Source organism: Pseudofrankia sp. EUN1h (assembly GCF_001854645.1).
Classification (GTDB): Bacteria; Actinomycetota; Actinomycetes; order Frankiales; family Frankiaceae; genus Pseudofrankia; species Pseudofrankia saprophytica.
In genome coordinates this window covers 24,308-45,272 of sequence record NZ_MBLN01000047.1, presented here as the reverse complement: position 1 = coordinate 45,272, position 20,965 = coordinate 24,308, and the positions used below count along the sequence as shown (strand labels likewise).

Annotated in this window: 16 protein-coding genes; 8 read left to right on the top strand and 8 right to left on the bottom strand. The window is 72.8% G+C overall.

Annotation, left to right across the window (positions count from 1 at the left end):
- Positions 1 to 300: 300 nt before the first annotated feature.
- Complete coding sequence (gene secA, locus BCD49_RS13260; protein ID WP_071041529.1) at positions 301 to 3,282, bottom strand: preprotein translocase subunit SecA; 2,982 nt, start codon at positions 3,280 to 3,282, stop codon at positions 301 to 303.
- 278 nt (positions 3,283 to 3,560) lie between these two features.
- On the opposite strand from secA, the gene BCD49_RS13255 reads away from it, so the two are divergent.
- A complete protein-coding gene (locus tag BCD49_RS13255; protein WP_007512787.1) occupies positions 3,561 to 4,127 on the top strand; it encodes a GNAT family N-acetyltransferase in 567 nt (188 codons plus the stop codon).
- Positions 4,128 to 4,151: 24 nt separating this feature from the next.
- Here BCD49_RS13255 and BCD49_RS13250 read toward each other — a convergent pair whose 3' ends face one another.
- The 3 genes from BCD49_RS13250 to BCD49_RS13240 form a co-directional block, all read right to left on the bottom strand.
- Entirely contained in the window at positions 4,152 to 4,865 is a 714-nt protein-coding gene (locus BCD49_RS13250; RefSeq protein WP_071041528.1) for a response regulator, read from the bottom strand.
- Between the two features lie 430 nt (positions 4,866 to 5,295).
- Positions 5,296 to 6,165, bottom strand: a complete 870-nt coding sequence (gene hpf / locus BCD49_RS13245; protein WP_007512785.1) for a ribosome hibernation-promoting factor, HPF/YfiA family — start codon at positions 6,163 to 6,165, stop codon at positions 5,296 to 5,298.
- Between the two features lie 312 nt (positions 6,166 to 6,477).
- The gene (locus BCD49_RS13240; RefSeq protein ID WP_241832319.1) at positions 6,478 to 7,332 is read right to left on the bottom strand and encodes a ComF family protein; all 855 of its coding nucleotides are present in this window, start codon (positions 7,330 to 7,332) and stop codon (positions 6,478 to 6,480) included.
- 363 nt (positions 7,333 to 7,695) lie between these two features.
- Between BCD49_RS13240 and BCD49_RS13235 the strand changes: the two genes are divergently transcribed.
- The 3 genes from BCD49_RS13235 to BCD49_RS13225 are packed head-to-tail and all read left to right on the top strand — an operon-like array spanning position 7,696 to position 11,032.
- A complete protein-coding gene (locus BCD49_RS13235) occupies positions 7,696 to 8,865 on the top strand; it encodes a hypothetical protein (protein ID WP_051466095.1) in 1,170 nt (389 codons plus the stop codon).
- Positions 8,865 to 9,554, top strand: a complete 690-nt coding sequence (locus BCD49_RS13230) for a DUF4129 domain-containing protein (RefSeq protein ID WP_007520628.1) — start codon at positions 8,865 to 8,867, stop codon at positions 9,552 to 9,554. The genes BCD49_RS13235 and BCD49_RS13230 overlap by 1 nt, the downstream gene beginning before the upstream one ends.
- Positions 9,551 to 11,032 carry a DUF4350 domain-containing protein gene (locus BCD49_RS13225; RefSeq protein ID WP_071041527.1) on the top strand — a complete coding sequence of 494 codons (1,482 nt, stop codon included), beginning with the start codon at positions 9,551 to 9,553 and terminating at the stop codon, positions 11,030 to 11,032. The genes BCD49_RS13230 and BCD49_RS13225 overlap by 4 nt, the downstream gene beginning before the upstream one ends.
- A 70-nt stretch (positions 11,033 to 11,102) precedes the next feature.
- Here BCD49_RS13225 and BCD49_RS44065 read toward each other — a convergent pair whose 3' ends face one another.
- The gene (locus BCD49_RS44065; protein ID WP_071041526.1) at positions 11,103 to 11,498 is read right to left on the bottom strand and encodes a hypothetical protein; all 396 of its coding nucleotides are present in this window, start codon (positions 11,496 to 11,498) and stop codon (positions 11,103 to 11,105) included.
- Here BCD49_RS44065 and BCD49_RS13215 point away from each other — a divergent pair.
- Both BCD49_RS13215 and BCD49_RS13210 read left to right on the top strand, forming a co-directional pair.
- Positions 11,491 to 12,480 (top strand): AAA family ATPase, encoded by a 990-nt coding sequence (locus tag BCD49_RS13215; protein WP_051466097.1) that lies wholly within the window; start codon positions 11,491 to 11,493, stop codon positions 12,478 to 12,480. The two genes, BCD49_RS44065 and BCD49_RS13215, sit on opposite strands and share 8 nt — an antisense overlap.
- Positions 12,481 to 12,487: 7 nt before the next feature.
- Positions 12,488 to 13,783, top strand: a complete 1,296-nt coding sequence (locus BCD49_RS13210; protein WP_007518811.1) for a DUF58 domain-containing protein — start codon at positions 12,488 to 12,490, stop codon at positions 13,781 to 13,783.
- A gap of 132 nt (positions 13,784 to 13,915) precedes the next feature.
- On the opposite strand, the gene BCD49_RS13205 is transcribed toward BCD49_RS13210, so the two are convergent.
- The gene (locus BCD49_RS13205) at positions 13,916 to 14,419 is read right to left on the bottom strand and encodes an SRPBCC family protein (RefSeq protein ID WP_007518812.1); all 504 of its coding nucleotides are present in this window, start codon (positions 14,417 to 14,419) and stop codon (positions 13,916 to 13,918) included.
- A 246-nt stretch (positions 14,420 to 14,665) separates the two neighbouring features.
- On the opposite strand from BCD49_RS13205, the gene BCD49_RS13200 reads away from it, so the two are divergent.
- Positions 14,666 to 17,050 carry an alpha-amylase family glycosyl hydrolase gene (locus BCD49_RS13200; RefSeq protein ID WP_007518814.1) on the top strand — a complete coding sequence of 795 codons (2,385 nt, stop codon included), beginning with the start codon at positions 14,666 to 14,668 and terminating at the stop codon, positions 17,048 to 17,050.
- A 24-nt stretch (positions 17,051 to 17,074) separates the two neighbouring features.
- Here BCD49_RS13200 and BCD49_RS13195 read toward each other — a convergent pair whose 3' ends face one another.
- A complete protein-coding gene (locus BCD49_RS13195) occupies positions 17,075 to 18,082 on the bottom strand; it encodes a stage II sporulation protein M (protein WP_007518816.1) in 1,008 nt (335 codons plus the stop codon).
- Positions 18,083 to 18,388: 306 nt separating this feature from the next.
- Here BCD49_RS13195 and BCD49_RS13190 point away from each other — a divergent pair, with 306 nt between their 5' ends.
- A complete protein-coding gene (locus BCD49_RS13190; protein ID WP_007518818.1) occupies positions 18,389 to 19,294 on the top strand; it encodes an RDD family protein in 906 nt (301 codons plus the stop codon).
- A gap of 84 nt (positions 19,295 to 19,378) precedes the next feature.
- Here the strand turns inward: BCD49_RS13190 and ahcY are convergent, their stop codons facing one another.
- Positions 19,379 to 20,683: an adenosylhomocysteinase gene (gene ahcY / locus BCD49_RS13185; RefSeq protein ID WP_007518819.1), complete on the bottom strand. Its 1,305-nt coding sequence runs from the start codon at positions 20,681 to 20,683 to the stop codon at positions 19,379 to 19,381.
- Positions 20,684 to 20,965: the final 282 nt, after the last annotated feature.

Sequence of the window (20,965 nt, the reverse complement as noted above, 5' to 3'; positions counted from 1 at the left end):
ACTCGCCGTCGGTCGGMGTCACMATGGCGGTCCCGCCCACGCGTATGCGGACATGTTTCGTTTCCGCATACGCGGCCCCCGCTGCACCGACGTCTCCCACGAACCGTCGAACGCCGGATCATCCGGCCCGCCTGACCATACCGCGCGAAACGTGACGACGCCGGCACGTCCGCCGCAATGCGGCGGACGTAGTTCGGTGTCAGCCGTCAGGTGTCAGGTGTCAGGTGTCAGGTTACGAGGGAATTCCCAATTTAGGGCTCTTGACGGCCCATTGATCCCGCTAACTACCTGACAATGGGCCTAACCCCGGCGGGCGGGGTCGCCGTGGCAGCGCTTGTACTTGCGGCCGGACCCGCACGGGCACGGCGCGTTGCGGGCGGTGCCCTTCGGCTCGCCGCCCAGGCCGCCGGCCGCCGCACCCCCGCCGGCTCCGTCGCGCCCGTACGCCGTCACCGGCTCCGGGCCGCCGTCGACCGACGGTGCCGAGTACTGCAGGCCCGTGCTTGGCCGGCGAGGCTCCAGGCCCTTGACGAACACCGGCGGCGGCGTGGGCGCCGTGGGTACCGGCGGGGTAGGCGCGGGTGCGGCCTGGCGGGCCGGGGCCTGGCCAGCCCCCTGCGCCCGCCGGTTGGTGCGCGCGCCGCCCCGTGCCAGCGGAGCGGTCTGCGCGGCCGGCGGCACGTCGCGCTCCGCGGCCGGCGGGTTCACCGCGGCCAACGGCTTCGGCGCGCCCAGCGTGGGAGCTGCCCCCGCCGCCGGYTGACCGCCCTGTTCCTCGTCGCGACCCGTCACCTGGACCTCGACGTTGAACAGCAGCCGGACGGACTCCTCCTTGATCCCTTCCATCATGGTCTGGAACATCGAGTAGCCCTCGCGCTGGTACTCCACCAGCGGGTCACGCTGCCCCATCGCCCGCAGGCCGATGCCCTCCTGCAGGTAGTCCATCTCGTAGAGGTGCTCGCGCCACTTCTTGTCCAGCACGGCGAGCACGACCCGCCGTTCGAGCTCACGCATCACGGGTTCGCCGTCGGGGCCCGTGCCGAGCTCGGTCTCCCGCCGGTCGTACGCGTCCTGCGCGTCGGTCTGGATGTCCTCGACGAGCATGTCCGTGCTCAGGCCGTCGCGGTCGTCAGGCGACGGTGCCTCCACCCCGACCKGGTAGAGCTGGCCGAGACCGGTCCACAGCGTGTCGAGGTCCCACTCCTCCGCGAAGCCCTCGGCGGTGGCGCCCTGCACGTAACCGGCGATCGTGTCGTCGACGAAGTGGCGGACCTGCTCGTGCAGGTCGGCGCCCTCGAGAACCTTGCGGCGCTCCTCGTAGATGACGGTGCGCTGCTTGTTCATGACCTCGTCGTACTTCAGGACGTTCTTGCGGATCTCGAAGTTCTGGCCCTCGACCTGGGTCTGGGCCGACCGGATCGCGCGAGTGACGATCTTCGACTCGATCGGCACGTCCTCGGGGATCTGCAGCCGGTCCATGATCCCCTCGACCGTGGACGCGTTGAACAGCCGCATCAGGTCGTCGCCGAGCGAGAGGTAGAACCGGGACTCGCCGCTGTCGCCCTGGCGGCCGGCGCGGCCGCGCAGCTGGTTGTCGATCCGGCGGGACTCGTGCCGCTCAGTGCCGAGCACATACAGCCCGCCGAGCTCGCGGACCTCGTCGTGCTCGGTGGCGACCGACGACCTGGCCTTCTCCAGGGCCTCCGGCCAGGCGGCCTCGTAGTCCTCGGGCGTCTCGAGCGGGGACAGCCCGCGGGAACGCAGCTCCCCCTGGGCGATGAACTCGGGGTTGCCGCCGAGCATGATGTCCGTACCGCGGCCGGCCATGTTCGTCGCCACCGTGACGGCGCCGCGCCGCCCGGCCTCCGCGATGATCATCGCCTCGCGCTCGTGGTGCTTGGCGTTGAGTACCTCGTGCTTGACGCCCTCTTTGGTGAGCTGCTTGGACAGGTACTCGGACTTCTCGACGCTGGTCGTGCCGACGAGGACCGGCTGGCCCTTCTTGTGCCTGGCCACGATGTCGTCGACGACCGCGGAGAACTTCGCGACCTCGGTCTTGTAGACGACGTCGGGCTGGTCGGCCCGGATCATCGGCTTGTTCGTCGGGATCGGCACCACACCCAGCTTGTAGGTCTGGTGGAACTCGGCGGCCTCGGTCATGGCCGTACCGGTCATCCCGGACAGCTTGTCGTACAGCCGGAAGTAGTTCTGCAGGGTGATCGTCGCGAGGGTCTGGTTCTCCTGCTTGATCTCGACCTTCTCTTTGGCCTCGATCGCCTGGTGCATGCCCTCGCTGTAGCGCCGGCCGTGCAGGATACGGCCGGTGAACTCGTCGACGATCAGGACCTCACCGTCGGTGACGATGTAGTCCTTGTCCAGCTTGTAGAGCTCCTTGGCCTTCAGCGAGTTGTTCAGGTAGCCGACCAGCGGGGTGTTCACCGACTCGTAGAGGTTCTCGATGCCGAGCTGGTCCTCGACCTTCTCGACCCCGGACTCCGTGATGGCGACGGTCCGCTTGCCCTCTTCGACCTCGTAGTCGACGTCACGGATGAGCAGCGGGGCGATCCGCGCGAACTCCGTATACCAACGGGTCGGCTGGTCGGCCGGGCCGCTGATGATGAGCGKGGTACGCGCCTCGTCGATGAGGATCGAGTCGGCCTCRTCGATGATGGCGAAGTTGTGGCCGCGCTGGACCAGCTCCTCGCCGCTCCACGCCATGTTGTCGCGCAGGTAGTCGAAGCCGAACTCGTTGTTGGTGCCGTAGGTGACGTCGCAGGCGTACTGCTCGCGCCGCGCCGAGGGCGGCATCTGCGGGTGGATCACGCCGATCGAAAGGCCGAGGAAGCGGTGGACGCGGCCCATGTTCTCGGCGTCGCGCTGGGCCAGGTAGTCGTTCACCGTGATCACGTGCACGCCCTTGCCCGCGAGCGCGTTCAGATACGCCGGCAGCGTGGAGACCAGCGTCTTTCCCTCACCGGTCTTCATCTCGGAGATGTTGCCGAGGTGCAGTGCCGCCCCGCCCATGATCTGCACGTCGAAGTGGCGTTGGCCGAGGGTGCGCCGGGCCGCCTCGCGCACCGTGGCGAACGCCTCCGGCAGCAGCGAGTCGAGCGTCTCCTCATCGTCCGCGAGGCGCTGGCGGAACTCGTCGGTCATGCCGCGCAGCTCGGCGTCCGAGAGGCCGACGAAGTCGTCCTCGATGAGGTTCACCTGCTCGGCGATGGCATGGAGCTTGCGCAGAATCCGTCCTTCGCCGGCGCGCAGGATCTTGTCTAGTACCACGGGCGAGACTCCTCGGGCTGGCATGTCGACGGGCGGGCCGACACCACGATGCTAGCCCTTCAACGGCCCTCGATCGGAACCCACGACACTCCCTGGCGCCGACTCCGCGAGATGTGTTGGGTGTCGGTCCCTCACCGGCCGGGCAAACGGCCGCATGATCGACGGGCGGAAAACCGGAAGCCCTGCGCGCAGGACCCTGCAATCGTGTGAGGCGCGGGGCGGCGACGGTACRCACCGGCCGGTCCGCGCCCGTCCCCCTAATTCCGGAGGAACACTCCATGTCCGTCCTGGAGCCGGTAGAGATCACCGCCGGCGCGCTGCACCTGCGCCCCTGGCGGCCGGACGACGCGGACGCCGTGTTCGCCGTCTGCCAGGACCCGGAGATCCAGCGCTGGACGAGGGTGCCGGTGCCCTACCGGCGCGAGGACGCGGTCGGGTTCGTCGCGGCGATCACCCAGGTCGGGTGGCGCACCGGCACGGGCGCGCACCTCGCGGTCGTCGACGCGACCACCGGTGGCCTGCTCGCCTCGGTCGGTCTAGCCGACATGCGCGACGCGGACGGGCTGCCGGGCGTCGCGCCGGGCGGGGACGCCGAGGTCGGCTACTGGTGCGCGCCGGACGCGCGCGGACGCGGCGTCACCACGGGCGCCGTGCGAGCGTTGTGCCGCTGGGGTTTCGGCGGACTGGGCCTGGCCAGGATCCGATGGATGGCGCTGACGGGCAACGAGGGCTCGCGACGGGTGGCGGTCAAGGCCGGGTTCGCGATCGACCCGACCCCCCGGCCGCTCCCGCACCCCCGCGACGCCGGCACCGCCGAGCACTGGACGGGCCTGCTGCTGCCATAGGGCTGGTGCCGCGCGGTGCCCCGCCTAGGTGATCTCGAGGAGCTTCTCGCGGACGGCGTAGACGACGGCCTCCATCCGGGAGTGCAGCTGGAGCTTCTCCAGGATGTTCCGGATGTGGTTCTTGACCGTGTTCTCGCTGATGAAGAGCTGCTTGGCGATGTCGCGGTTGTTCATGCCCTTCGCGACGAGCCGAAGCACCTCCATCTCCCGGTCGGTCAGCCGTGGGGTGGGCAGCTGCGGCCGGTCGTCCTTGTTCTTGATCATCGAGGCGAACTCGCTGAGCAGCTTCGACGCCATCGACGGGCTGATCAGGCTCTGCCCGTTGTAGACCGCACGGATGTCCGCCGCGACCTCGTCGATCGAGATCTCCTTGAGCAGGTAGCCCATCGCGCCGGCCTTGATGGCGTCGTACAGGTCGGCCTCCTCGTCGCTGATCGTCAACATGACGATCTTCGCGCTGGGCACCGCCTGCTTGATGGCGCTGGTCGCGTCGATGCCGCCCCGCCGCGGCATCCGCACGTCCATCAGAACGATGTCCGGAGCCATCTCGCTGGCCATCGTCACCGCCTCGGAGCCGTYGGCGGCCTCGCCGACGACCTCGATATCCACCTCCTGCGCGAGCACCATCTCCAGCCCACGCCGAAACAGCGCGTGATCGTCGACGATCAGCACCCGGATCGGGTTCTCCTCCGATGGCGCCCGCGGCGTCTCGGGCGAGCGCTGCTCGTCCACCGTCATCTGGCCTCCCTTGACCGCTGCCCCGATATACGGATGGCGGCGCGGCCAGACCCACGCGCGGACACCGCCCGTCCACGCACCGGCCCGGCAGCCAGACAGGGCCGAACTTCTCTCATCGGCCCATGGCGCCCGCCACCCGACGCCGATGATCCCACGTCGGTGAGCCTTTCCCCCACCGATCCGCGTTCCCCACCGATCGGCCAACATCGGACAAGGCACCAATTTCCAGGTTCGGCCTCATTCGGGCCCGGCGCGGGGGCCCACGGGGATCGCTGTGATACGTGGTCAGAGGTACATCGAGCGGCCGAAGCTGGAGGGCCGCCGGGAGTCGGACAGCGGCCGGCCCCCTGGGAGCCCGGTCGGGCTCCCAGGGGGCCGGCGCGGTGGGCCGGACAGGCCGGCTCTCACCGCGGGTGTTCCCTGAGACCTCCTATGACGCCGTTCCCACCCGTTCGCGCTCCTCGTCCGAGGCTGTCGCCGGGTCGTCCGGGTCGATCAGGTGGATGACGCCGTAGTCGTAGCCGTGCCGGCGGTACACGACGCTCGCCCGGCCGGTCGCCACGTCCTGGAAGAGGTAGAAGTCATGGCCGACGAGCTCCATGTTCGACAGCGCGTCGTCGAGCGTCATCGGCGCTGCCCGGTGCGTCTTGGTACGCACGACCATGGGTGAACGGTCCGGCTGCTCGTAGCGGTCGAGGTCGAGGCCATCGAGGTCCGGCTCGTCGATGACCCGCGCGCCGTTCGAGGCACCCGCGGGCCGCTGGCCGGCGCCGGTCGTGCCTCGGCGCCCCAGGGCGGCCGCGACGTCCGCCGGAGTGGCCACGCCACCACCGCCCGAAGGGGCCAGCCCGTCCGCCGCTGCCAGGCCCTGCTCGGGCGGGGCGGGCGCCGCCGAGCGCCCGTTCTGCTCCGGCGCCGCGGGGGTCGGGCCGCCACGGTCCACGATCGGTGGCCCGACGTAGGCGTGCCCGTGCCCCTGGCCGTGGTTGCCGTGCTGGTGGTCGACACGACGCTCGGCCGCCCGGCGCAGCCGTTCGGCGAGCTTGTTGGTCGCGCCGTCCAGCGCGGAGTAGGGGTCCGCGGCCGCGGCCTCGGCCCGGATCACCGGCCCGCGGCTGTAGAGGGTGAGCTCGACCCGCTCGCGGACATCCGCCAGGCGGGGGTTGCGTTCCCTGGAAAGCTCGACGTCGACCCGGATGACCTTGCCGTCATACCGCTCGAGCTTCGCGAGCTTGCTCTGGACGTGCGTACGGAACCGTTCTGGAACCGCCGTGTGCCGGCCCTTGACCACGATCTCCACGCGATCCACCTCCAGTTCGCCGGCCGGGTGTCCGGTTCGTGGTGCGGCGGCCTAGCCCGCATCCGGACGGGAGCCCGGCGCCCCGGTGCTGGCTCGAACCCGGACGGGCCCGAACGAACCGGGTCTAGTCGTCAGTACTGGCTGTCCCCCATCTCGTAAAACGCGCGCGCCTGCGGCCGCTTTGTGATCTCGATCGGTCCTGCCTGCCGGTTCCGTCCTCTCCTCTGGCTTGGGTGTCACGGATGTCGGCGCCCGCCCACCGGGGAGCGGGTGGTCGGACGACCCGCCCGTTCACCGGTAGGCCATCTAGTTTCACCCTTCCGGTACCCGCGTGGTGGGCAATCGGACACGTGGGCGCGCCGAGGTGCCGTCGACCGCCGCGATGACGGCGGTCGCCAGCACCGGTACCCCTGCCCGGCGAAGCGCCCGCACCGCCTCGGCGAGCGTGGCGCCGGTGGTCGCCACGTCGTCGACCACCACGATCTCGATCCCGCCGCCGCGGCCCGGCTCGCGGCCGGGCTCCAGGAGCGCCGCCGCCACCCGGGCCGCCGGGGCCGGGCGGGCCGCGAACGCCCCGGCGACGTTGCCGGCCCGCTCGCGCGCGCCGAGCCCGGCCTGGTCGGCCGTCCGGCGGACCTGGCGCAACAGCGGCGCGACCCACGCCGGCGTACCGGCGCGCGTCACGATCCGGGCGGCGGCCGCCGCGACCCTGCCGACATGGTCGAACCCTCGCTGGCGCCGCGCCGCCCCGCTGGCCGGCACCGGTACGAGCAGGACCCCACCGGCGCCCGGCCCGCCGGGCGGGCGGGCGACGGCGACGGCCGCGCTGACCGCCGCCGCCAGCGCGCCGCCGAGCGGGCCGGTGAGATCCAGGCGGCCACGCTCCTTGTAGGCGATCACCAGCGAACCGGCCGGGCCGGCGTAACGCGCGGCCGCGACGCACGGCGGCGGGCCTCGCCGCCCCGGAGTGGCCGCACTGCCCGGGGCGGCGAGGATCGGAGGACCGGTCAGCGCCACGGCACACGCCGCGCACACGGCGGCGCCGGCGCGCCCGCAGCCGGCGCAGGCCCGTGGCAGCACCAGATCCGCCAGGGTGCCGAACGCGGCGTGTGCCCGCCCGCGAGCGGCCGAGTACGCCCACCCGCCGCGGCGCTGTGATCCGGTCACCCGCGCAGCATCGGCCAGCGCCCGGTCCCGCGCCAGGCCCGGTGCCCGCCCTGTGGACAACCCACGGTGGCGGGCCGCCTCGGCCCGATTCCTGTGGACGAACATGGAGGGCCCGCGACGTCGGCCGCCCGACGGCGCCGATACCGGCCGCACCGGGCTCTGAAAGGATGTGACGGATCATCCGGGACGACGGGAGCGCGCATGGCCGTAGGTGGACCGGTCGCCGGCCCGTATCCGCCGCCGCCCCCGCCCGGCCCCGGCCAGCCCGTACCCGGCCCGTGGGGGCCCGGCCTGTGGGGCCCCGGTCCATGGGGCCCGACCGCGCCGGCAGGCCCGCCACCCGGAGCGGGGGGCTGGAGCCCAGTGCCCGCCCCTGGCCCGGACGGATGGGGGCAGAACGCCCCGGGAGCCCCGGGAGCTGGCTGGTCGGCGCCGGGTTCCGAGCTCGTCGGCGGTGACGGCGCGGACGGCGCCCGCCGGGGCGCGTTCCGCCGGCCGGCGGGGCGCCCGGCCAGCGCCGCCACGGGCGTGGTGCCCCTGCGCCCGCTGAACGTCAGCGAGATCCTCGACGGCGCGTTCGTGACGATGCGGACGAACCCGGGCGCGACGCTCGGGCTCACCCTCGTCACCGGCGCGGTGTTCGAGACCATCGGCGCGATCATGGAGCTCCTGGCCCAGGACACGTCGTTCGCCTTCTATGCGCTGCTTCAGGTCGTTCTGCGTGGGCTCAACGTCATGCTGGTGATCCTGCTGGCCGGGGTGCTGGCGGTCGTCGTCGCCGAGGCCAGCCTCGGCTCGGGACCCGCCGGCGGGTCCCGGATCAACCTCGGGGCAGCGGTCCGTCGGGTCGCGCCCCGGTTGCCGGGGCTGGCGGGGCTGGCCCTGCTGGTCACGGTGCTGATGATTCTCGGCCTGGCCACGGTCGGCGTGGTGTCGGTCTGGCTGGGGGTGCTGTTCTGCTTCGCCACCCCGGTGTACGCGCTGGAGGGCGGAACGGTCACGGGGGCGCTGCGCCGCTCGCGCTACCTGATCCGGGGCGCCTGGTGGCGAACCTTCGGCATCCTGCTACTCGCCGGGGTGATCGCCGGAACGCTGGTACTCGTCGTGAGCGTGCCGATCGCCCTGTTCACCGCGCCCGCGTCGTCGTCGCTCGGCGAGTCCTCCGGGCATCCAAGCGTCGCCGGCCTCGTCATCCAGGCCCTGGGGAGCCTCCTGGTCGTCACGATCGTCACCCCCGTGCTCGCCGGCGTCATCGCGGTCCTCTACATCGACCGGCGCATCCGCCGGGAGGCCCTCGACGTCGCCCTCGCGCGCGCCGCCGCCACCGGTGCCACGGACGTCGTCGCAGCGGCGGCCGCTCCGCCAGCCGCCGGCTTCCCGACCGCCGGCTTCCCGACCGCCAGCGTCCCGGTTCCCGGTGCCCCATTTCCCGGTGTTCCGGTTCCCGGCCTCCCGCCGGCCGGTGCCTGGCCGCCGGCCCAGGCGCCGGTGCCGGGCCAGAGCGGGTGGCCGCACCACGGTGGGTGGTCCTGATGGCGACGCTCGGCGGCCCCGTCACCCGCGAGGGCGCCCAGGACGAGGCGCGCCGGGAGCTCTCGCGCGACATCTACGGCCGTCAGGACGGCCGCCACTCGCCGAACTGGCTGCACCGCCTCGTCGACTGGATCAACCACAAGCTGGGCCAGATCTTCGACTGGCTCGACCCCACCGCCCACCAGCCCGGCGGTAGCAACTACACCGGGCTCGGCATCTTCGCGGTACTGCTGGTGCTGGTCGCGCTGGCGGTCGTGCTGCGGCTGTGGCTCGGCCCGGTCCGCCGCGCGGCCAGGAACCGCTCGGACGAGACCGATCTCGCGAGCACGCTGACCGCCCGGGCGCTGCGCGCCGAGGCCGAGGAGCACGCCGGTGCCGGCCGCCACGCCGAGGCGGTCCGCTCCCGGCTGCGCGCCGTGGTGCGGATGCTGGAGGAGAAGGGTGTGCTCGACCCGAGAGCCAGCCGCACCGCCGGCGAACTGGTCATGGAGATGACCGCGGTCACGACGACCGGCATCGACGAGCTGCGGGTCGCGGTGGCCGTGTTCAGCGACGTCTGGTACGGCGGCGGGCCGGCGGGCCCCGAGTCGTACCAGGCCGTCGTCCGGGCCGACGACGCGCTCGCGAACGTCCGCCGCCCGGCCCACGACGACCACCCCTCCGGCCCCACCCACGCGGTGCCCGCATGACCGCCCCGACCGCCCCCGCCTCGCCTCCGGCGCGGCGGGCCCAGCAGGACGGGACGCCTGGCGCCGGCGGGCCGGGCGGCCCCTCGGCTACCGGCTCGACGTTCCAGCCGACCGGGCCGCGCCCGGCCACGCGGCGACGGGTGACGATCGCGCTCGCCGTGGTCGGCGTGGTCGTCCTCGTCTACTCCCTGATCGCCGTGGCGATCGGCGGGCCGGCCGGCGGCAAGGAGTCCCTCGACGCCAGGTCGCCGGCGCCCGCCGGCACGATGGCGCTGGCCGAGATCCTGCGCCACCGCGGGGTCGACGTCACCTCCCGCGACGACGTGATCGACGCGCTGAGCGCCCCCGGCGAGGCCGCCGACCTGACGATGGTCGTGATCAGGCCGGGCCGGCTCGATCGTTTCACCCTCGAGAACCTGCGTCGGCTCGCCGCGGACGGCGCTGACGTGGTGCTGGTGGGGGCCGACTCCGGCGTGCTGGCCACGCTGGACGTGCCCGTCGACACCGTCGACGGGATCACCCTGCCCGGCGCGAAGACCCCGGCCTGCGAGCTCGCCGAGGCCCGTACCGCCGGCCGCGCGACGATCTCCGGCTCGGTCCTCTACGACCGGCCCAAGGAGGCTCCCGACGGGCGCGCGGCCGGCGTCGCGGCCACGTTCTGCTACGCGTCCTCCGCCGGCGGTGCTCCGCTGGCCGTGATGACGGCGCCGGGCTGGGCCGGACGGCTCGTGCTGCTCGGCGGGGCGGGTTTCCTCACCAACGCCGATCTCGACCGCGAGGGCAACGCCGCGCTCGCTCTCGGCCTGCTGGCCCGCCACCCCCACCTGGACTGGGTGATCCAGGAGCAGGTCCTCACCGACCCGGCCGACGGCGACGGTGTCGCGGACCTGCTCGGGCCCGGCTTCTGGCTGACCTGCCTGCAGATCCTCATCGCGCTCGTCCTGCTGGCGCTCTGGCGCGGACGGCGGCTCGGCCCACCGGTGCCGGAGCCGCTGCCGGTGGTCGTGCGCGCCGCCGAGACCACGGAGGGCCGCGGCCGGCTCTACGCGGCGGCCAGGGCGCGCGACCTCGCCGCCGAGGCGTTGCGCGCGGGCCTGCGCGCCCGGCTCGCCGACCGGCTCGGCCTGCCGCCGCACGGCGCGCCCGGCGCCGGCGGCACGGTGCGGGCCGGCGCCGTGGCGAAGGAGATCAGCGGTCCGGACCCGGCGACCCTCGTCGCCTCGGTCGCGCAGCGGACGGGTCGCCCGGCCTGGAAGATCTGGGCGCTCCTGTACGGTTCGGGCGGGTCGCCCGTGGCCCAGAGCGCACCGCCGCCGCAGGCCTGGCCGGCACCCGGCGGCGCGTCCGCCATGCCGGACACCCGGCAACCGGACACCGGACACTCGGACTCCGGACAACCAGAACCGCGGGACGACGCCGCGCTGCTCCGGCTCGCGAAGTCACTCGACAAACTCGATCGGCAGGTGGGTGGAAGGTGACAACTCCGTACCCCGGCGCCTTTGCTCCCGGCGCTGCGACGCCGGGTCCTGGCACGGCCGGCGACCAGGGCTACCCCGGCGCCACCAGGCCATCCGAGGACCCGGCGCCCGAGGACGAGGCGGCAGGCGAGGTCACCATCGTCGGGGGCCGCGCGCCCCAGGCACCGTTCGGGTCCCCACCGCTGGCCGGGCCGCCCTCCGGTCCGCTCGCTGGTCCGCCAGCCGGGCCGGCCGGGCCGCCGTCACCCCCGCCACCGCCGTCGGTGCCGCCGCCCCCGACCCCGCCGGGATGGCCGGCCACGCCCGTGCCGGCCTCGGGCCCGGCGCTGTCCGTCCCGCCACCGCAACCACCACCGTCCCCGACCCCTGTGCCGCAGCCCCAGCCGGTGCCGCAGCCCCAGCCGGTGCCGCAGCCCCAGCCGGTGCCGCAGCCCCAGCCGGCGGCGTGGCCGACGCCCGTGGCCACGGCGCCCCCCGGCCTGCCGTCCGCGCAGGAGCAGGAGGCCGCGAGGGCCGCGCTGATCCGGCTGCGTTCCGAGGTGGGAAAGGCCGTCATCGGCCAGGACGCGGCCGTCAGCGGCCTGGTGGTGGCGCTGCTCTGCCGCGGCCACGCGCTGCTGGAGGGCGTTCCCGGCGTGGCGAAGACCCTGCTGGTGCGCACCCTGGCGAGGACGCTCGCGCTGGAGACCAAGCGGCTGCAGTTCACCCCCGACCTGATGCCCGGCGACGTGACCGGCTCGCTGTTCTACGACAACCGCAGCTCCGAGTTCGCCTTCCGCGAAGGCCCGGTCTTCACCAACCTGCTGCTCGCCGACGAGATCAACCGCACCCCGCCGAAGACCCAGGCCGCGCTGCTGGAGGTCATGGAGGAGCGCCAGGTCAGCGTCGACGGCAAGCCTCGGCCGCTGCCCAGCCCGTTCGCCGTGCTGGCGACGCAGAACCCGGTCGAGCACGAGGGCACCTACCCGCTGCCCGAGGCCCAGCTCGACCGGTTCCTGGTCAAGGTGACACTGCCGCTGCCGTCCCGCGACGACGAGGTCCGGGTACTCGCCCACCACGCGGCGGGCTTCGACCCCGGCGACCTCGACGCGGCGGGCGTGACGGCGGTCGCCGGCCCGGCCGAGCTCGCCGTCGCCCGGGCGTGTGCCCGCGCTGTGCAGGTCCGCCCCGACGTGCTCGCGTACATCGTCGACCTCGCCCGGGCGACCCGTTCGGCGCCGTCGGTCCTGCTCGGGGTCTCGCCGCGCGGGGCGACGGCGCTGCTCGCCACGTCGAAGGCATGGGCGTGGCTGTCCGGCCGTGGCTACGCCACCCCGGACGACGTGAAGGCGCTCGCCCGCGCGACGCTGCGGCACCGGATCAGCCTGCGCCCCGAGGCGGAGCTGGACGGCGTCACCGCGGACGTGGTGCTCGAGCAGGTGCTCGCGACCGTTCCCGTCCCCCGCTGAGCAGCCGATGGCGATAACCGGGCGGGCGGCGGCATGCGCGTTCCTCGGCGCGGTGGCGGTGGCACTCGCGCCCGTCCCCGGCGTCGTGATCCTGATCGTCGACCTGCTGATCGTCGGGCTCGTGCTGCTCGACCTGGCGCTCGCCGGCTCGGTCCGGGCGCTGGAGTTCTCCCGGAGCGGGCCGCGCGGCGCCCGGCTCGGCCAGCCGGTGCCGCTGGTGCTCACCGTCAGCAACAACGGCCCCCGGGCGGTACGGGCCAGGATCAGGGACGCGTGGCCGCCGTCGGCCGGCGCCCGGCCGCTGACCTACAGCGTGACCATCCCGGCCGGCGAGCGGCGCTTCCTGGAGGCGACCCTCTACCCGACCCGACGCGGTGACCGCGAGCCGTTCCGGATCACCGTCCGCTCGCTCGGCCCGCTGGGCCTGGCCGGGCGGCAGGGCCGACACTACTGCCCGTGGCGGGTACGGGTGCTGCCGCCGTTCCACTCCCGCCGGCACCTGCCGTCGGCGCTCGCCCGGCTGCGCGAGGTCGAGGGCCAGGTGGCCATCCGCGGCGGCGGGGCGGGCTCCGAGTTCGACAGCCTGCGCGACTACGTGATCGGCGACGACGTCCGCAACATCGACTGGCGTGGCACCGCCCGGCGCGGCGCGGTCGTCGTGAAGACGTTCCGCCCGGAACGCGACCGCCGGGTGGTCTGCGTGCTCGACACGGCCCGCACGTCGGCCGGCCGGGTCGGCGACGCGCCCCGGCTCGACCACGCGCTCGACGCCGCGCTGCTGCTGACCGCCGTCGCGCTGCGCGCCGGCGACCGGGTGGGGCTCGTCGCGCACGACAGCGAGGCGCGCCTGGTGCTGCCGGAGTCGAGCGAGGGAAACCTGCTGTCGCGGATGAGCGAGGCGATGGCGACGCTGGAGCCGGCACTCGTCGAGGCCGACCACGAGGGCATCGTCTCGACGGTGCTGCGGATGACCCGCCGGCGCGCGCTCGTGGTCATCTTCAGCGAGCTGGTGCCGGCGGTGATCGAGGAGTCGCTGCTGCCGGCGCTGCCCGCGCTGACCGCCCGGCACACGGTGCTGGTGGCCGCGCTGCGTGACCCCAGGCTCGCTGAGCTCGCCGCCGGCCGGGAGACCGTCCGCGACGTCTACGCGGCGGCCGCGGCCGAGCAGACCCTGCTGCGCCGCCGCCAGCTCACCGAGGAGCTGCGCAGCCGCGGCGTCGAGGTCGTCGACGCCGCCCCCGACCGCTACGCCCCCGCCGTCACCGACGCCTACCTCTCCCTCAAGGCCCTCGGCCGCCTGTAACTCGCCGCGTTCGCCGCCCGAGGCCGCCGAAAGCCGCAGCGAGGCAGGCGATATTGGGTCAGGACTGCCGGTTCGGCCCCAATATCGCCTGCCTCCACGCCGGGCTGGGCGCAGGCGCCGACCCGGTCCTTGCTACGCCTGCTCGCAGCGGGCCTTGAGGCTTTGGGCTTCGGTGTCGACGTAGCGGCGGGTCTGACGGGCGGTGAGGAGGCCGACCACCGAGGCGAGCGGGCCCGACTGGCGGATGCTGAGGGTTACGGTCACTCCCAGCTCGGCCGCTCCGATTCGGGGGGTCTCGCTCTCGGCGTCCGGGGCGTCCGGGGCGTCCTCGATGCGGTGGTCGGCGACGGTCCGTACGCCACCGCTGGAGGACGCCCAGGTGAACGAGCGGGCCGGGATCCAGTCGACGATGGTCCAGGTCAGTGTCGGTAGCTTCGGCTGCTTGATGCTGACGACATCGCCCTTCGTCAGCTCACCGGCCGGGCCGTCGGCGCCGGGGACGTACTCGGGCGCGGACTCCACCCGCAGCACCTGGCTGACCGTCGGAGTCCATTCCGGCCAGCGCTCGACGTCCCGTAGCACCGCCCAGACCTTCGCCGCGGACGCGGCGATCCTTACGGATGTCTCGTAGTACACGGCGTCCTCCTGTCTCACTGCCCGCCCGGCGGACGGCCGGTGCCGCGGGGTAGGCGACGTCGCGCCGTCGATGATCGATCGTCGACGGCCACGGTGCTCCTAGGTTGCTCGGCCGCGAACCGTAGGTAGACGGCCGCCCGGTCGCGGAAGGGTTGCAAAAAGCCTCGAATCGAGGCGACCTACGCTGGTGGCCATGAGCCACGCATCTGTCGCGGACCGCGACCGCGCRCACGACGCGACGGTCCGATGACCCGCGTCGACGTCGAGTACCGCACCGGCGTGCACCGACGGATCGCGGCGGGGGCTCGGCTGGTCGGGAGCTGGGACGCGGCCGGCCGGCCGAGCGACACCTGGGCCTCGGTGCCGATGACGGCGGCTGTCGGCCCGGATGGCGCCGCGGTGTTCCGGGCCAGTGTGACTCTCGATGTCCACACGCCTAACACCTTCCGCTGGGGTGTGTGGCTGGTACGCGACGACGGGTCGCAATTCTGGGGAATCCCCGGTGAAGTAGCGGACCCAGCCTCCACGGACCAGGTCCGCACGCTTGCTCTCGGGCCGGACGCCCTGGCGGAGGTGAGCACCACCTTCACACTCAGCAGCCATCACTTCCTCGGCGCCGTTCCGGAGTCGGAGTCGGAGTCGGAGCGGATCCTGTTCCGGGTCTGGGCGCCACGTGCCCGGGCCGTCGAGGTCGCGTTCGGCGGCGAGAGCGGCTATATCTCCGACGACGGCCACGGCGAGGACCCGACCATCGCCCGCCTGCCGATGCGACCAGGGTCGGACGGCGTGTGGGAGGCCTCGACGGCGGGGTTCGCCGGCTGGACCGGACGGCGCTACCTCTACCGGGTCACCCGGGAGGACGGCTCGGTTGTCTGGCGCACGGACATGTACTCCCGGCAGCAGTCCGGTGGCGGCGACGTCAACCCGCGCGGCGCGCACTACGACGGGACGGCGGCCGACCTGGACGGAACGGTCAGCTGCTCGGTGGTCGTCGACCCACAGCCACCGTCGGGGGACTTCTGGGCCGACGAGTTCGATCCGGCTCACCCGGTGCCGCGCCGCGTCGAGGATCTGGTCATCTACGAGCTGCACGTCGGCGCCCTCGGCTTCGGCCAGACGCGGGCGGGCACGTTCGCCGACGCGATCGCCTTCGTCGACTACCTCGCCGACCTCGGGGTCAACGCCGTCGAACTGCTGCCGGTGCTCGAGTTCAGCGGTACCCGCTCCTGGGGATACGGCACGTCGCATTTCCTCGCCGTGGAGAAGAGCGCCGGCGGCCGCGACGGGCTCGCCGAGTTCGTCCGTGCCTGCCATCGCCGCGGCATCGCGGTCCTCGTGGACCTCGTCTTCAACCACTACACCCAGGACGCCGAGCGGGCCGCCTGGATGTATGACACCACGACGCCCAGCCACAACGCGTACTACTGGTACGAGGGCTCGGACGCCGACCACACGGATTTCCCGGACGGCGGTTACGTCGACAATCTCTCCTCCGGCTACGCGCCGCGCTACCTCGAGGAACAGGTACGCGCGCTGTTCGTCGCGAGTGCCGTCGCGCTTCTTGACGAGTTCCACGTCGACGGTTTCCGGCTGGACCAGACGACGTCGATCCACCTGTACAACGCGCTGCACGCGGACGGCCAGCCGGTCATGGCGGCCAACGTCGCCGGCCGCAAGTTCCTGCGCGAGCTCTGCCAGACGCTGAAGACCATCGCGCCGGACGTCGTCCTCGTCGCCGAGGACCATTCCGGCTGGGACGCGGTGACCCGCCCGGCGCCCGCGGGCGGCCTCGGCTTCGATGCCAGCTGGTACGTGGACTTCTACCATCACCTGATCGGGGACAAGGGCGAAGGGCCGGAGTACGCGCGGCTCCTCGACACCGCCGGCCGGGATCTCACCGGCCCGCTGGCGATGGGTCTATTCGCCGGGGCGCTGGTCGGCGCCGCGAACAGGACGGTCGTCTACCCGGAAAGCCACGACGAGGCGGGGAACGCCGAGCACTCGGAACGCAACATCCTGGTCGCGGTGAACAACGCGCCACTCGTCGGAGAGACCCGCTGGTACGCCGAGGCGAGAATCCGCTGCGTCACCGCGTTGGCCCTGCTCGCCCCGGGCACGCCGATGTTCCTGATGGGCGACGAGGTCGGTGCCGCCAAGGCGTACACCTACAACCATTTCACGGAGGACAAGGAGGACCTGTACGGGCTGCGCGCGGGGACCGGCGCCGGCCTGTTCGCCGCCCACCGCGACCTCGCCCGGCTGCGGCTCGCCTCGGCCGCCGCGAAGTCCCGCGACGTCGAGATCCTGCACACCAACGACCCGGCCCGGGTGATCGCCTTTCGCCGCTGGTCCGGCCCGGCCGGTGACGCCCAAGGCGGTGACGCCCCAGGCCAGGAGATGCTCGTCGTCGTGAGCCTGAACAACGCCCCGTTCCCGAGTTACCTGCTGCGGCACCCTTCGCTGGCGGGCGCCGCCCCGTGGCGTCTGCGGCTGAACACGGATGCCGCGCCGTACGGCGGCCGCGGCGGTCCGGCGGGCGAAGAGACGCTCACCCCGGCGGCCGATGGCACGGTGGACCTCGTCCTCCCCGCCGTCGCCGCCCTGGTCTTCGAGCGGAGGAGCGCCGGCTGAGGCCCGGTCAGCGATAGGACGAGGTCAGGTGACGGGGGCGAGGTCCGCGCGGAGGGAGGCCTCCAGGTCGCCCTGCTCACCATGGGAAGCGGCGCGGGAGCCGTAGATCCAGATATAGGCCACGAACAGCGCCCAGGCGAGCACGCCGATGCCGATCCGGACCGCGGTCGGCAGGCCGGACGGCGTCACGAACGCCTCGATCACGCCGGAGACGGCGAGCGCGACCGCGAGCCCGATCGCGATCGACACCGCCGCGCGGCCCTCCGCCGCGAGCGCCTCCGACCGGCGTCGGCCACCCGGCGCGATGATCGACCAGCCGAGTCGCAGGCCGACCGCTCCGGCGACGAAGACCACGGTCAGTTCCAGCAGCCCGTGCGGCAGGATCAGCGAGAAGAACTGGCCGCTCTCGCCGCARCTCGACATGTAGCCGCCGACCACGCCGAGGTTCAGCGAGTTCTCCAGCAGGACGACCAGTGTCGGCAGGCCCAGCAGCGCCCCGAGGGCAATCGCCTGCGCCGAAACCCAGGCGTTGTTCGTCCAGATCTGGCTCGCGAACGAGCCCGCCGGGTTCTCGGTGTAGTAGGACGCGAAGTCGCTGCGACACAGCTGGGCCACGTCGTCCGGCGGGACCAGCCTCGCCTGCGCCGTCTGGTCGTAGACGACCCACAGCGCGCAGGCCAGGGCGAACAGCACGCAGAGGACGGTCGTCGCGATGGCCCACCACCGGCGCGCGTAGACCGCCGCGGGGAAGGTGACGGTGAAATAGTGGGCGACCACGTGCCAGCCGGGGTCGACGGTGCCGGTGACAGCCGCGCGGGCGCGGATCACCAGTGAGGACAGGTCGTCGACCATGGCCTGGTCGCGGGAACGACTCCTGATCACCGACAGCTGGGTGGCGACCCGCTGGTAGAGCTCGACCAGCTCTTCCAGCTCCTCGCGCGGCATCTTGCGGGGCCGGTTCGCCCGATCGACGAGGTAGCGAAGCCGAAACCACTCCGGCCGGTGGACAGCGACGTACGCGTCCAGGTCCATCAGCCCGCCCTCTGCCAGCCCAACCTCTGCGCCTTTTCCATCCCCACTCCTCGAAATACTCTCAGACCGCTTGCCGCCCCCGACGTCCCCCGTCGCAGACCCGACCCACGGGCGGCGCGGCCAGGCCGGGAAGGCGGTAGAAGGCCAGAAAGACGGTAGCGAAGCCGACCCATGAGGTCGCGGGTGACGTAGATGGACGACGATGGACGGGCACCACCAACGACACGGCGGTTGGCGAAGTAGGCGATTGGCCCAGTAGAGGGGACCCCAGATGGGTGAGCACCGGGGCGCGCGGGACGCGGCCGGATGAGCCAGGTCGTCACCGGCGAGGCGGTCGCGATCGACCTGCGCCCGGCCAGGCTCGGCTCCCGCATGATCGCCGGGCTGGTCGACCTGTTCATCCAGCTGTTCGTGCTCTACAGCGTGCTGGCGGTCACGGTGCTGGCGGTCAACCCGCAGGACGACGCCCTGGCCGTCGCGATCGTCATCGTCGTCTACGTGGGGACGATGCTCGGCTACCCGGTGATCTTCGAGACGTTCCTGCGTGGCCGGACCGCCGGCAAGATGCTGATGAAGCTGCGGGTCGTGCGCGACGACGGCGGCCCGGTCCGCTTCCGGCACGCGTTCGTGCGCGGGCTCATCGGGGCGGTCGTCGAGCGGCCGGGGGCCCTGTTCGGGCTGCCGGCGGTGCTGGCGATGCTGTTCTCCCAGCGCGCCAAGCGGCTCGGCGACCTGTTCGCGGGCACCGTCGTGATCCACGAAGGGGTGCCGACGATGACCGGGGTGGTGCCGGCGGTGCCGATGCCGCTGGCGGCCTGGGTCACCAGGCTGGATCTCACCGGCCTCGACGACGAGCTGACCGGCACCGTGCGCGGCTTCCTCGGCCGGGTGCACGAGCTGTCCCCCGAGGCCCAGCAGCGGATCGGCGCCGAGCTGGTCGCCCAGGTCCGCGCCGCCGTCACGCCGCCGCCTCCGCCGGGCACCCCCGGGTGGGCGTACCTGTCGGCGGTGCTGGCCGAGCGGACCCGCCGGTCCTACCGGCGGCTACGCACGGTCTCCCGGGCCCGGTACGGCCCAGGGGAGATCCCGGGCGTGCCCCTCGAGTACTACCCGAGGCACCTGCTCACGCCCGAGGTCCTCGCCCCGCCCCCGCCCGTCTACGTCGGGCCGTCACCGACCGGCGGCTACCAGGCTCCCGGCGGCTACCAGTGATCCGAACTGGAAACATTGACATCGTCAGGTGAGGTTTCCAGTCCTCCCGGAGCCGGCGAGCGCGGCAAACCTGACGAGTCGATGTCAGGAACCCTGCTGCCAGGAGTTCAGATACCGCACCTGGGTCGGCGTGAGCGTGTCGATCTCGAGGCCCATCGTCTCGATCTTGAGGCTGGCCACCTGCTTGTCGATCTCCACCGGGACGTCGTGGACACCCGGCGCGAGCGACCGCGCGGCCTTGGTCAGCCACTCGGCGGTCAGCGCCTGGTCCGCGAACGACATGTCCATCACCGCCGCGGGGTGGCCCTCGGCCGCGCCGAGATTGACCAGCCGGCCCTCGGCCAGCARCAGCAACCGCCGGCCGTCGGCGAGCACGTACTCGTCGGTGCTCGGCCGGACGCGGCGCGGCCCGTGGGTAGCGAGCGCGGCCAGCCCGACGACGTCGATCTCCACGTCGAAGTGCCCGGAGTTGGCCAGGATCGCGCCGTCACGCATCAGCTCGAAGTGCTCGGGCCGGATCACGTCCCGGTTTCCGGTGACCGTGATGAACACGTCGCCCACCGCCGCCGCCTTCGCCATCGGCAGCACCCGGAAGCCGTCCATGGCCGCGTCGAGCGCCTTGGTCGGGTCGATCTCGGTGACGACCACGCTGGCGCCCATCCCCTTGGCCCGTGACGCCACGCCCCGGCCGCAGTAGCCGTAGCCGGCGACGACCACCGTCTTGCCCGCGAGCAGCGTGTTCGTGGCCCGGAAGATGGCGTCCAGGGTGGACTGACCGGTGCCGTAACGGTTGTCGAACATGTGCTTGGTGTCGGTGTCGTTGACCGCGACCACCGGGAAGCGCAGGGCGTCCTCGGCGGCCATCCGGCGCAGCCGGATCACCCCGGTCGTGGTCTCCTCACAGCCGGCGAGCACGCCGTCGAGCACGTCCTGGCGGGCGGTGTGCAGGGTGTTGACCAGGTCGCAGCCGTCGTCGAAGACGTAGTGCGGGGCAAGGTCGAGAGCGGCGTCGATGTGCGCGTAGTACCCGTCGCGGTCGACCCCGTTGCGGGCGTACGTCGACACGCCGTACTCGGCGACCAGCGCCGCGGCCGTGTCGTCCTGGGTGGACAGCGGGTTCGACGCGCACAGCACGACCTCGGCGCCGCCGGCGACCAGGGCGCGCATCAGGTTCGCGGTCTCGGTGGTGACGTGCATGCAGGCGGCGATCCTGGCCCCGGTGAAGGGCCGCTCGCGGGCGAAGCGGGCGCGCACCTGGCGCAGCACCGGCATGGCCCGGTCGGCCCACTCGATCCGGGCGACGCCCTGCTCGGCCAGCGAGAGGTCGGCGACGTCGTGCCTGGGCAGGCCGGCTGCCGGCGCCGCCGGGGTGGGGGTGGTCACGGTCATGGCGCTGCCGCCTGTCGGTCTCGGTCGTGGGGCCAGGTACCGGTGGGTGAGGTACGGCTGGGTCAGGTACGGCGCCGGCCACGCCGGCACGGCTGGCACGGCTGGGCACGGTGGGTTGTGGCGCGGCGCCGTACCGAGAACGACGATCCAGCCGGCAGGCGGGCACTGTCAACGAAGCTGACAGAGAGCTGTAAGCTTCCGTGCGAACGAAGGCTCGCTCCGGCTACGCTTTCCCCGTGATCGCTCCCAAAGCCGGCGCAAATCGGACAGCTTCGTGGCTGG

Excerpts from the sequence above, each read along its gene's own strand:
- BCD49_RS13255 (WP_007512787.1), top strand. The coding sequence starts at position 3,561 with ATGTCCGTCCTGGAGCCGGTAGAGATCACCGCCGGCGCGCTGCACCTG.
- BCD49_RS13230 (WP_007520628.1), top strand. The coding sequence starts at position 8,865 with ATGGCGACGCTCGGCGGCCCCGTCACCCGCGAGGGCGCCCAGGACGAG.
- BCD49_RS13225 (WP_071041527.1), top strand. The coding sequence starts at position 9,551 with ATGACCGCCCCGACCGCCCCCGCCTCGCCTCCGGCGCGGCGGGCCCAG.
- BCD49_RS13210 (WP_007518811.1), top strand. The coding sequence starts at position 12,488 with ATGGCGATAACCGGGCGGGCGGCGGCATGCGCGTTCCTCGGCGCGGTG.
- BCD49_RS13200 (WP_007518814.1), top strand. The coding sequence starts at position 14,666 with ATGACCCGCGTCGACGTCGAGTACCGCACCGGCGTGCACCGACGGATC.
- BCD49_RS13190 (WP_007518818.1), top strand. The coding sequence starts at position 18,389 with ATGAGCCAGGTCGTCACCGGCGAGGCGGTCGCGATCGACCTGCGCCCG.